Origin of the sequence: Candidatus Tisiphia endosymbiont of Metellina segmentata, assembly GCF_964030715.1 — a bacterium.
In the GTDB taxonomy this organism is placed as follows: domain Bacteria; phylum Pseudomonadota; class Alphaproteobacteria; order Rickettsiales; family Rickettsiaceae; genus Tisiphia.
In genome coordinates, this window is record NZ_OZ034919.1 from 674,452 (window position 1) to 686,429 (window position 11,978).

The 11,978-nt window shown below is 33.6% G+C and carries 9 protein-coding genes; 5 read left to right on the top strand and 4 right to left on the bottom strand.

Annotated features, from left to right (window positions below; genetic code table 11):
* Nucleotides 1-170 precede the first annotated feature (170 nt).
* Entirely contained in the window at nt 171-2,216 is a 2,046-nt protein-coding gene (locus tag AAHM80_RS03610; protein WP_342260305.1) for a Sca4 family protein, read from the bottom strand.
* Between the two features lie 408 nt (nt 2,217-2,624).
* On the opposite strand from AAHM80_RS03610, the gene AAHM80_RS03615 reads away from it, so the two are divergent.
* Both AAHM80_RS03615 and AAHM80_RS03620 read left to right on the top strand, forming a co-directional pair.
* A complete protein-coding gene (locus tag AAHM80_RS03615) occupies nt 2,625-3,203 on the top strand; it encodes a disulfide bond formation protein B (protein ID WP_342260306.1) in 579 nt (192 codons plus the stop codon).
* Between the two features lie 242 nt (nt 3,204-3,445).
* The gene (locus AAHM80_RS03620) at nt 3,446-3,913 is read left to right on the top strand and encodes a hypothetical protein (protein WP_342260307.1); all 468 of its coding nucleotides are present in this window, start codon (nt 3,446-3,448) and stop codon (nt 3,911-3,913) included.
* 284 nt (nt 3,914-4,197) lie between these two features.
* On the opposite strand, the gene AAHM80_RS03625 is transcribed toward AAHM80_RS03620, so the two are convergent.
* Entirely contained in the window at nt 4,198-5,043 is an 846-nt protein-coding gene (locus AAHM80_RS03625; protein WP_342260308.1) for a peptidylprolyl isomerase, read from the bottom strand.
* A gap of 146 nt (nt 5,044-5,189) precedes the next feature.
* On the opposite strand from AAHM80_RS03625, the gene secA reads away from it, so the two are divergent.
* From secA to hemC, 3 genes are all read left to right on the top strand, one after another.
* Nucleotides 5,190-7,922 (top strand): preprotein translocase subunit SecA, encoded by a 2,733-nt coding sequence (secA, locus tag AAHM80_RS03630; RefSeq protein ID WP_342260309.1) that lies wholly within the window; start codon nt 5,190-5,192, stop codon nt 7,920-7,922.
* 13 nt (nt 7,923-7,935) lie between these two features.
* Nucleotides 7,936-8,811, top strand: coding sequence for an aminoglycoside phosphotransferase family protein (locus AAHM80_RS03635; RefSeq protein ID WP_342260310.1), 876 nt, complete (start codon nt 7,936-7,938; stop codon nt 8,809-8,811).
* Between the two features lie 198 nt (nt 8,812-9,009).
* The gene (hemC, locus tag AAHM80_RS03640) at nt 9,010-9,912 is read left to right on the top strand and encodes a hydroxymethylbilane synthase (RefSeq protein ID WP_342260311.1); all 903 of its coding nucleotides are present in this window, start codon (nt 9,010-9,012) and stop codon (nt 9,910-9,912) included.
* A gap of 129 nt (nt 9,913-10,041) precedes the next feature.
* On the opposite strand, the gene AAHM80_RS03645 is transcribed toward hemC, so the two are convergent.
* Together AAHM80_RS03645 and AAHM80_RS03650 are read right to left on the bottom strand one after the other, a co-directional pair.
* Complete coding sequence (locus AAHM80_RS03645) at nt 10,042-11,010, bottom strand: LD-carboxypeptidase (protein ID WP_410521523.1); 969 nt, start codon at nt 11,008-11,010, stop codon at nt 10,042-10,044.
* 369 nt (nt 11,011-11,379) lie between these two features.
* Nucleotides 11,380-11,931: a cytochrome b gene (locus tag AAHM80_RS03650; RefSeq protein ID WP_342260313.1), complete on the bottom strand. Its 552-nt coding sequence runs from the start codon at nt 11,929-11,931 to the stop codon at nt 11,380-11,382.
* Nucleotides 11,932-11,978 lie beyond the last annotated feature (47 nt).

The window sequence follows — 11,978 nt, forward strand, 5'->3', positions numbered from 1 at the left end:
TTTGCAGATTTTGTCATTTGGGGCATAGTTAAATCAAATAAATTGAACAAACTTTACCCTAGACTATCAAACCGATATCTTCTAACAAACTGTTCTAATAGTTTGTTTATATTTTTACATAATGCATAGCATTTTGTTTGCTGCTTACATAAAACTGAAATTAAAGTAAATTAGGGAACACCATGACCTCCTACCTTCCGAGTTTTAAAAGTAGTAACTGGCTTTTTGGATTCTTGCTTAATTTCAACAATTCTATCATTTAGGAATTTTTGTAAATTTACATCATCTTTAACATTAACATGTTCTCCTTTCTGTTGGTATCCCATTTTAGGAGATCCATTTATACTTTCTTTCCTCTGTGCTGTCATTACTCTAACCGGCCCTACATTCGCTTCTTCTTCTCCTCCAAGAGCAATTTGTTGAACTTTTTCCATCCTTTTATCCGATTCAACCCGTACCAATTCCTGTAATAGTTCTATCTTTTCTTGAGGAGTTGATAATTTGTCTAATTCTCCATTGATATGTTCTTTTTTTCCTGCAAGATCTTTTCCACGTAAATTTGCATATAAAGATTCTGCTAGTTTCGTAATATCCTTACTGATTTTCCGCACTGGAAATAATAGAGAGTGCCTAAGACTACTCACCGTCTTTTCCAAAGTGTCCTCTAAATGCTTTGGCATAGCTGGTTTGCTAGCTGTATGTACCATACCATCGTTTGTTGGGAATTGCATGAGATCAACTTCAGGAGTTTTAACCTCTAATTTCACTTCTTCACTTTTGAGTTCATGAGGAGAGGAAACCACAGCTTCTTTTGTTCTATCCAACTCCTCAGTCTTCTGAGGGGAAGTTATAATACTGTCCACAGATAGTGTATCGATAGATTGTGAAATATCCACGCCATGTCCCTTGTTTTTGGCTACTTCTTGCATCATTGCTTTATATTTTTCTTGCGTTACTGGCAAGGTATAGATTTGTCCCCCATGTTCTATATACCCAACTGCATCAGAACCAATTCCATTAAACTTAACTGGACGTGGCGAGCTGACCTCGATTAGCTTACCATCATCATCATAGTGAGCCGTAAAATATACAGCCTTACTTGCAGCAATATTCCTGCCATGCTGATCCTTTACCGCTAGCGATAAATGCATTGGACCACCATCCTTAAGTTCTATCGGAAAATCTATCGTCCTATAATTTTTAATTTCTACTGTAGTACCATCACTTTTTTGCACTGTTTTAGGAGGATTTATTTGATGTGTTGCTTCTGTTAATGTAGCAATCTCGTTACCACTTGCATCTCGTACTATCTGCGTTTTAGTAGTAATACCATTGCCACTTTCTCCAACTCCATCCTTCCATTCCATAGGACTAAATCTATCTGTAAACTGGGTATGAACATTTTTGTAGCCGGCAATTTCTACTTGTTCTAAAGCTCTTTTTAACTCAGATCCTTTAAGAACTTCACTGATTTTCTCTTTGTTTTCTTCATTTTCACAGTACACACGAAATTTAGTTATATCTTCAATTTCTTCTAGTTCTACTATATTATTCTTTACTAGAGCTTCAACTATTAGCTCCCTCTGCTTGGTTAAGATTTGGTTTCTAATTGCTTGGGTTATAGGGTCAACATCTCGATCAGCAGCAGAAAAAGAAGGGGTACGGATAGCGTCAAGAGAATGGTCTGCTAATTCTCTAGGATTTTCCTCAGCAGGATCTTGTAACACAAAAACGTCCTGAGCAAGTTCTTCTTGAGCAGGTTCTTCTCCTTTAGTAAAAGCAATGATTGCCTGCAACTTATCTTTATATCCTTGCCAACCATCAGGCATTTTCTCTTGCTGCATGGACTGTGCCAATTTGTCAGCTAGTTCCTGAAACACTATAGCTTTCTTAAGTGTTAATTTATCTTGTTCAGTTAAGTCATCTCTAGCCTTTTCCCCTATCTTTTTACCTTCATCAGCAGTAGTCTTGATTGTTTCAGCCAAGCCGTCTAATACATCATTTATTACAGCAACCTTGTTTTTTTGTGGAATCGAATGATTTCCCGAAACTCTATTTGGAATTTCAAGTAGATAGTCAAATAGAGAATTAATGACCTGATTTTCAACGGGGCTATCTTTTACATTACTGTCTACTTTTTTTCCAGCTTCATCTATTTCAATCATCAAGTCTGTATAATAATCAAAATACTCTCTAGGATTTTTCTCTTTACTCATTTTTACCACCCTATTCTTAAATTCTAGCTATATTTGATGCTAGATAATATTCTTCTTTAAAGCAACTAATTTGTTTTTATTTTGTTTTATTTTTAAGGCAACTTCCTTAAAAAGGATAGTCCATCACTTTAATTATATCATAAATAATATTAGCACTAAGCATATACGCAATTATATCTTGACATTTTCTTTGCCTAGAGGCAAACTAAGCTTTAACAGGCAACAGTAATGGTAATTATGATCTTGATATTTATTTTAATGTTTTATGTTTTTACAATTAATAGGCACAGAGATAGTCAAAAGAGCTATAATCTTATCATACCATTATTTTATATTAATTTTTTAATAGCTAGTATCTATTTTTACTTACATGCTACTGACCACTTAAATATCTCTTTTTAATCTGTTATGAACCCAGTTTCAAGCCAACCTACAATTATATATATTGCTATTGCTATTTTATGTATAGTAACAAATGTCGTAGCCTTTATTTTCCAATTTTTTTATTATGAACCACCCTGCCCTTTATGTTTATTACAAAGATTCGGTTTTATTGCTATCGGACTTGGAGCACTACTTAGCATAATATATAATCCTTCTTGGAAATATGATATGATTATATTCACCTCTAGTATTTATACGTTGATGGTAGGGCTTAGGCAGGTTTTGCTGCATATTTTACCCCATGATTTAGGATATGGTAATACTTTCCTTGGGTTACATTTTTATACATGGTCAGCAATAATTTCTTTTTCTTTAATCCTATTAATGTCTATAATTCCTATAATTAGCCTTATTCTAAGTAAATTTAGTATACTACAATTTTATCCTAGTTTTGTACCTACATTAATTGAGATTAGTTTGATAATTATCACTCTTGTTAATGTGTTTGCAACTTATTTTGAATGTGGTTTTGGCATGTGTCCTAGCGATCCTACAACTTACTTAGAATGGAAAAATTTACAGCAATTATTTAGTATTAGTTAAGCAATTTTAATTTATTAGATATACTCGGTGAACTTCAAGAATTGGCGTCGTCGTGTCTAAAGATCTCCGCTGCTCGACTTTGACACTCCTAGCTCTTCTTGAAGTTATACTATCGTCTACCAACTCTTCATTTACGAGCAGTATATACGTTTAAAAAAGATAACTATTCAAGCAGTTTAATTATATTATTATAACAGAACATCATGAAAATTTTTAATAATAACCAATAAATGGAGGATAAAATGCCAAAAAGTTTTGTAGAACAATTAAAAAAAGGAGCAGCAAAATTAGCAGATAAGGTAGAACAAAAGGTAGAGCAATTTGTTGATGCTGTACCAACTGATGATGAGATAATAGACAAACTCCGAGATGGATTAAAAAAAGTTAACTCTAAAGTTGCTCAAGTAAGCCCAGAAACTGCAAAAACTTTGCGGAAGATAGAAGGAAAAATAGGGGTTAAGCCAAGTCCACAAAATCTTGCTGAAATAGTTGATGACTTACATAATCTCAAAGATAATTTTATGAAAGATATGAAAACTCCAAAAGTTATCACTCAATTCGGTGATTTTTTAAAATCTACTGTCGCTTTAATAGGATCTATTGGTAAATCTCCAGAAGAGCGTGGAAAAGCTTATAATAACTTTACCAAATCAGCAGAAGCTCTAGGTAAAGCGATTAGCAAAGCATTCGAGGGGTCAAGAACACGTTGAAGATAAAATAATATTACCAAGGCAGATATTGATTCCCTGCGTGGGTTCATTAGTGTCCGGAGCTATCTTTATAGTTAACCAAAGAAGATTTTTGCTATAATAAGAGAAGTGCTGTCACCCCTGCTTCAGTGCGGGGTCTAAAAAAGTCTAACAAACCATCTTGGTTTATTTTTTTAGATTCCCGCCTTCGCGGGAATGACAGCTCTGTGTAGTAACTACAACTGTAGTAGCCTGAATTCAACGTAACAAGTTACATCAAATTCAGGTTATTAGGTCATACTAGATTATTTTTTAGTCTCATTTGTTATTTGTGACTTCGGTAACATTATTTTGATATCAGCTTTACTTTCAAGATCAGCAACATACTTTAATATAGCATCTCTACTAAGTTGATTGGTTATACTAGCAGTAGCTTCCTCCTTAGAAGGTATTTGTGCAGGTCTTTTATCAAGTACAGTAATTATATGCCAACCAAATTGGGTTTTAACTGGAGAAGAGATTTCATTTACTTTCATTGATAATGCTTTATCTTCAAATTCAGGCACTAGCTGTCCAGAAGTAATATAGCCTATTTCTCCACCATTGGCTTTAGACCCTTCATCTTTTGAGAAATCCTTAGCAAGCTTAGCAAATTTCTCCCCTTTTTTAAGTCTATTTTGTACATTTATTGCGTCTTTTTCAGTTGCAACCAAAATATGACTTACTTTTACTTCCTCTTTTCCTTTTAGGCTAGCAACTAATTTATCATATTCAGTATTAATCATTTTCTCATCAACATGAGATTTTACATAACGCTCCATCAATTCTTGCTGAACCAATTGGTTTTTTACGACATTCAACTTAGATTGGAATTCTTTTGAAGATTCAATATTAGAATTCTTGGCTTCTTGCTCAAGCAATTTTGCATCGATATAGCCCTGTACTAACATTTTCTGTATATTCGCGTCAAAATCAGTAAACTTTTTTCCTTTAGCACTTGGTTGGGTATCTAAAGAAGATTGGAATTGTTGCATAACCTGTGATTCTTTCACTTCACCACCTTTGTAGGTAGCAACAATTTTATCTTCATCAGCAAAAGCACTACTCGCAAGTAAACTAGCAGCTAAAAAAATTATAGTTGTTCTTTTCATTTGTTATCCATTATTATATATTGTTTATGATAGCTGGATTTTATAAGGATAACCCTTCTACGTCAACAGCTATTTACAATTTGTTTGATAAATATCATAAAATATCATATTTTACAGGATATTTACTATTTGAATCTAGGATATAAATGCTTTCTTTACTTAAAAAATTATTCGGCACAGCAAATGATAGAAGTATAAAAAAACTATCTTTAGAAATTGAAAAAATTAATTTGCTCGAGCCTTCAATACAAAAACTTTCTGATGATGATTTGAGAAATAAAACAGAGCAATTTAGGCAAAGATTAAAAGATGGTGAGTCATTAGATGACTTAACTTATGAAGCTTTTGCTGTTGTACGGGAAGCTTCAAAAAGAGTCTATGGGATGAGACATTTTGATGTTCAGCTAATTGGTGGATTGATATTGCACCGTGGTATGATTACTGAAATGCGTACAGGAGAAGGAAAAACTTTAGTTGCCACATTACCTGCATATTTGAATGCTCTTACTGGTGAAGGGGTGCATGTTGTTACGGTAAATGATTATTTAGTAAAACGTGATTCTGAGTGGATGGGAAGAATTCATAATTTCCTAGGGTTATCTGTTGGTTGTATAGTTTCTAATATCAGTGATGATGATAGACGTAACGCTTATAGAGCAGATATTACTTATGCAACTAATAACGAGCTTGGATTTGACTTCCTCAGAGATAACATGAAATATAGTGAAGATTCTAAGGTACTTCGCCCTTTTAAATTCGCTATTATTGATGAAGTTGACTCAATTTTAATTGATGAAGCAAGAACTCCGCTAATTATATCAGGTCCAGTAGACGATCGCTCGGATTTATACAGCACAATTGATAAATTAGTTCGTCAGTTTAAAGATGAAGATTACGAAAAAGATGAGAAATTACGGACAGTTAATCTTACTGAGAATGGTATAACTCATGTAGAATCAATGCTTGTAGCTAATAGTCTTATTGAAAAAGATTCAAGCCTTTACGATTTTGAAAATTTAAGTTTAGTTCATTATATCAATCAATCATTAAGGGCTCATATCCTCTTCAATCGTGATGTTGATTATTTAGTACGCGATGGAAAAGTTATGATTATTGATGAATTTACTGGACGCGTTATGGAAGGTAGACGGTATTCTGAAGGGTTACACCAGTCACTAGAGGCAAAAGAGCATGTACAAATTCAAAATGAGAATCAAACCTTAGCTTCTATTACTTTCCAAAACTATTTTAGGAATTATCCCAAATTATCAGGTATGACTGGTACAGCAATGACCGAAGCTGCAGAGCTAAAAGACATATACAATCTTGATGTTCTTGCTGTTCCTACCCATAATCCAATTACTAGAGTTGATTATGATGACGAGATTTATGGCAGTAAACAAGATAAATATGAAGCTATCCTAAAATTAATAAAAGAATGTCATGATCGTGGTCAACCTGTTTTGGTTGGAACGGTTAGTATAGAGAAGTCTGAAGAAATTTCTAACTTACTTACCAAAAATAAAATAACTCATAATGTTTTAAACGCAAAATTTCATCAGCAGGAAGCATTTATTATAGCTCAAGCTGGACGATTTAAGGCTGTGACTATTGCCACAAATATGGCAGGTCGTGGTACAGATATTATGCTTGGCGGTAACCCAGAAATGCTAATAGAACAACTATCTCTAAAGAACCTAGCAAAAGAGCAATATGAATTAGAAATAGTAAAAATAAAAGAGCAGATAGCTGAAGAGAAGCAGCGTGTAATAGAGGCTGGAGGATTATTTGTTATAGGTACTGAAAGGCATGAGAGTCGTAGGATAGATAACCAGTTACGAGGAAGAGCTGGTAGACAAGGTGATCCAGGCAATACAAAATTTTTCTTGTCTTTAGAAGATGATCTGATGCGTATTTTTGCCTCAGACCGTATCTCCGGAGTTTTAAGAACGTTAGGTTTAAAAGATGGTGAAGCAATCCATCACCCTATGATTAGTCGTTCACTTGAAAAAGCTCAACAGAAAGTTGAAGGACATAATTACGAAATACGTAAAAATTTATTACGTTTTGATGATGTTATGAATGATCAACGTAAGATAGTTTATGAACAGCGCAGTGACATCATTAAGTCAAAAGATGCACATGATTTTTTAACTAACATGACAAAAGAACTAGTAGAAAAAGTAGTATTAACTTTTATTCCACCTAGTTCTTATAGAGAAGACTGGGATATAAATGCTCTAACAGGAGAGTTGCAGCGTATTTTTGCTATAAAACTACAGCATGAATCTATAACAAAAGCTGATGTTACCGAAGTACAGGTGATATCTAACGTTGTACAAATGGTAAATGACTTGTACCAAGCAAAAGAGGAAGCATATAGCGTTAACTTGATGAATGACGCAATTAAGTATATTTTACTGACAACTTTAGATCAAGTATGGAAAGATCACTTACATAATTTAGATCATTTACGACAAGGTATATCACTAAGGGCTTATGCCCAAAAAGATCCTCTTAACGAGTATAAAAGAGAAGCTTTCAATTTATTTGAACAAATGCTCGATAATTTGAAGGAATTATTTATCCAAAGAGTTTGTCATCTCCATATGGATACTAGCCATATTAAAAAAGAGTCAATGTCTTTGGAAAATAAAAAACTTCAAAAGACAATGCGAGAAACTAGGGAGGACCCAGCTTTTCATAAATATAATGCTGGTGTTAGTATTGAAACTCAACTTAAAACCATCAAAACTCAAGTCAATCCACAGGATAGAGTACAATCAGACCCATCAAGTTGGGGAAAAGTGGCTAGAAATGAGTTATGTCCCTGTGGTTCTAGCAAGAAATATAAATATTGTCACGGAAGTAATGAATAAGCAGTGCAATTTAATGATAGACAGTCAACTTGTGAGTTGCTTAGTAGCCACCCAGTTTCCACAATTTAGAGATTTGCCTGTTCAGCCGGTCGAACTCAGTGGTTGGGACAACAGAACATTTCGCTTGGGTAAGCACATGCTTGTACGCATGCCTAGTAGCGAGAGGTATGCAATACAGGTAGAAAAAGAGCAAAAGTGGTTGCCTAGATTGGCATCTTTGCTGCCACTTCCAATTCCACTGCCTGTAGCAATGGGAGAAGCTGGTGAGGGCTACCCATGGCGATGGTCCATTTACCGCTGGATTGAGGGCGAAACTGCTACATCTGCACACATAGCCGACCTAGGTGACTTCGCAACCAATCTCGCACAATTTCTTATCGCTCTGCAAAGCATTGATCCCACGGACGGGCCTCTACCAGGCTTACATAACTTCTATCGTGGTGGACCTCTAACGATCTACGACACTGAGACACGACAAGCAATCTCTGCATTAAGTAACAAGATCGATATCAACACTGCTACTAAAATTTGGGAAGAAGCTCTGACTACTACTTGGCAAGCTTCGCCAATATGGATTCATGGTGACATCAGCACCGGCAACCTGCTAGTACAAGGAGGAAAGTTGAGTGCTGTCATTGATTTTGGAGGGCTAGGGATCGGCGACCCAGCCTGTGATTTGGCGATTACTTGGACGTTATTTCAAGGAAGAAGTCGGGAAATCTTTCGGACAATGCTTCCATTAGACGCCGGCACTTGGACTCGCGGTCGTGCATGGACATTATGGAAGGTCTTAATTATCGCAGCAGACCTCCCGGGTACAAATACTGCAGAATTCACACAATCATGGCGTGTTATTGATGAAGTACTTACAGATTACAGGCATAACTAAACAATGTTATGAATAGCAAAAATAGGACATAGAAGTAATTTCTATATTAGCCCTCTTATGTAACCTAAAATAAATGATCATGATGATAAAAATAATCTTTATCAATAGAATATATGTAATTACAAGATTTTGGAGATAATGAGTTTTGTAGATTAACAGTAATAAAAAGATCTGCATTTGAGAAAATAGCTAGGTTCTATGAAGAAAGTAATAAAAATAGGTACAAGAAGAAGTCCTTTGGCTTTAATACAGACAAATTTAGTAGTAGACCAAATTAAAATTCATTATCCAAACATAATTTATGAAATAGTTCCAATAATTACCTCTGGTGATTTGATTAAGGATAAAAATCTGTATGATATAGGTGGCAAAGCTTTATTTTTAAAAGAAATAGAAAATGCTCTTATAAATGGCGAAATTGACTTAGCTGTACATTCCTTAAAAGACGTACCTTGCAAACTACCGTCAGAATTGATGATATGTGCTGTACTTGAGAGAGAAGATGCACGAGATGTATTTGTCTGCTTAGATTATAAATCAATAGAAGAACTGCCTTTTGCTAGTAAGGTAGGTACATCTTCAGTTCGTAGAAAAATCCTAATACAAAGAAAAAGACCTGATTTAAAAATTGTTACTTTTAGAGGAAATGTTGATTCAAGAATAAAAAAATTAATGCAAGGTGATGTTGATGCAACCATTTTAGCTTATAGTGGTTTAAAAAGATTAGGACTATTTAATACACAATATTGCCACTTAATAGAGACAAAAGAGATGTTACCATCTGTAGGTCAGGGAGTTATAGCGGTAGAGATAAGAAAAAATGATAATAAAATGCAAGAAATATGTAATAAAATTAACCATCTTGAAACATGGGAGCTAATGCAAGCTGGAAGGGCATTTTTGGAATATTTAGATGCAAATTGTAAAACTCCTATAGCTGCTTATTCAACATATATAGGTAATGATATTCATACAGAGTTTATGCTTTCTGATTTTGACGGGAGTAAAATAGTTTTTCATAGCGACATTTCTAATTCAAAAGATTGCAAAAATTCTGGCATACAGGCTGCAAAAACTTTGATGTTAGCTATAGTGAATTGAGGAAAATTTGGTAACGTCGTCTTCGATCCTTCGCCTATTACATATAGGTGTCGCTCCATCGCTCCTGCTACTCAATTCTCTTCAATTGACTATAGGCTAAAACCTTCTTGGGTTAACTTAGAATTATTCTTAATAGCATTTCATTATTAATTCGAACTGGTTATCATTAGAAGGAATAATTTTTGTACTAATATTGTAAATAATTGGATCATTAATTTGCTCGTGACCAAACCTATTAGTCTTAAATACTGGAATTTTTAAGGTTGCTGCAAAATCAGTAAGAACAGTAATGATACTCTTACCATCACCTCCACAAGTCCCAAATATTATAGCATTTACATGATCTAGCAGCCTTGCTTGTTTTAAATGATATAAAATGCGATCTAGCTGATATGGTTTTATGTCAACATCTTCCAAAAAAAGAATCTTATCTGCTGTTTTTATTTGCCATGATGTACCTATAGATGTTTGTACAATGGTTAGATTACCACCAGTAAGATTACCTGTAACAATTTTGCTAGATTTTGCAGCATGGTTGATTGCTGATAACCCTTTAATTTTAGCTAGAGTTTCTTTACCAGAAATTATTTTTGCTATTTTTATAAAATTCTGATGATCTCTTGTTGGATTAAATATTTCAATGATTCCGTTACCATGAATTGTCTTCCATCCCCATTCTTGAGAAAAGAAAATATGTAAAGCAGTCATATCACTAAACCCTATAAAAAACTTTTCCTTTATAGGTTTTTTCATGCGTTGTAAGTCAGGAATCAATTTTGCTGAACCATATCCCCCACGAAGTGTCCATATTACGTCATTTGATTGATCCAGTAACGCGTTTTCTAAACACGATAACCTTGTTTTATCGTCGGTAGAATGGAATAAGCTTTTTCCTCCAAAGCAACTATTTGGAATATCTAGTTTCAATGAAGTAATATTTTTTAAATTAGATAATAATTCACTGCTTACCCCTGAGGCAGGAGCAACAACAGTAATTTTTGTATCTTTCAATAAACTAATAAATTCCTTATTATTTTTGTTAAAGTCTAGATTCGAAAATGCTGATAATAACATAAAAACAACTGGTAGGAGGATTATACAAATATTACTTCTCATCGAGCATAGCCTATTTATGATATGGATGGTTTTCTATTATAGTCTGAATTTTATCATTGATTAATTAATTTGATTATACACGATAAAAGTTATGCACTAAGTAAAAATTAGTCAATGGCATTAATATTTTTTCTATTTACAATTAAGATATTAATAAGATTTAATCTATACTTTAAGCAATTATAGCAATATATTTGCTTGTTAATAAGATGTAAAATTAAGTTGAACATGGATTTTACAAAATGATCATTCATTTTTTATTCACAAACTTATCCACAATGCTTTTATATTATAGAGGACTATACATAGTTATATGCAGCAATTCCAAAAGTTGCCTAATTCTTTACATTTTCAATTATTTCTGTTATTGAACCACATTCTCTTCAATACATCATCTTTTCTTACAAAATGGTGATAAAAGGCAGCTAAAGTATGCAGAGCAATTAAAACACAGAGAATAAATGCTGAAAATTCATGCATTTTGTAAAATATTTTGGCAAATGATGCATTCTGAATGAATGAAGTGATAGTAAACAGTCCATATATGTCAATGTTACGACCTGATAGAATGGTCATTAATACACCACTGATTGGCATTATAAACATTAAAAGATAGAGTATATTGATATTTAAGGTAGCAACATTTTTTTGCCATCTTGGTAAATCACTTGGTAAGATTACTCTGATATTAATTAAACGCCATAGCAATCTTATGGATACTAGTAATAATACCATCACGCCTATAGCCTTGTGAGAGGCGTAAATTTGCTGTTTTATAACAGGATATTCTATGTTTTGCATAGAAAAACCAACTATAATCATTGACACTATCATAACTCCAACTATCCAATGTAGAAGTTTTGTAACTAAACCATAGGAATTTTCAGTGTTTTTAATAGTCATATTCAAACCTACAACATAGCTAAATAATTTTAAGTATATTCAAGTTT

What these genes read in the sequence shown, in the direction of transcription:
- AAHM80_RS03610 (WP_342260305.1), bottom strand. Translation starts at nt 2,216, where the DNA reads ATGAGTAAAGAGAAAAATCCTAGAGAGTATTTTGATTATTATACAGAC.
- AAHM80_RS03615 (WP_342260306.1), top strand. Translation starts at nt 2,625, where the DNA reads ATGAACCCAGTTTCAAGCCAACCTACAATTATATATATTGCTATTGCT.
- AAHM80_RS03620 (WP_342260307.1), top strand. Translation starts at nt 3,446, where the DNA reads ATGCCAAAAAGTTTTGTAGAACAATTAAAAAAAGGAGCAGCAAAATTA.
- AAHM80_RS03625 (WP_342260308.1), bottom strand. Translation starts at nt 5,043, where the DNA reads ATGAAAAGAACAACTATAATTTTTTTAGCTGCTAGTTTACTTGCGAGT.
- secA (WP_342260309.1), top strand. Translation starts at nt 5,190, where the DNA reads ATGCTTTCTTTACTTAAAAAATTATTCGGCACAGCAAATGATAGAAGT.
- AAHM80_RS03635 (WP_342260310.1), top strand. Translation starts at nt 7,936, where the DNA reads ATGATAGACAGTCAACTTGTGAGTTGCTTAGTAGCCACCCAGTTTCCA.
- hemC (WP_342260311.1), top strand. Translation starts at nt 9,010, where the DNA reads ATGAAGAAAGTAATAAAAATAGGTACAAGAAGAAGTCCTTTGGCTTTA.
- AAHM80_RS03650 (WP_342260313.1), bottom strand. Translation starts at nt 11,931, where the DNA reads ATGACTATTAAAAACACTGAAAATTCCTATGGTTTAGTTACAAAACTT.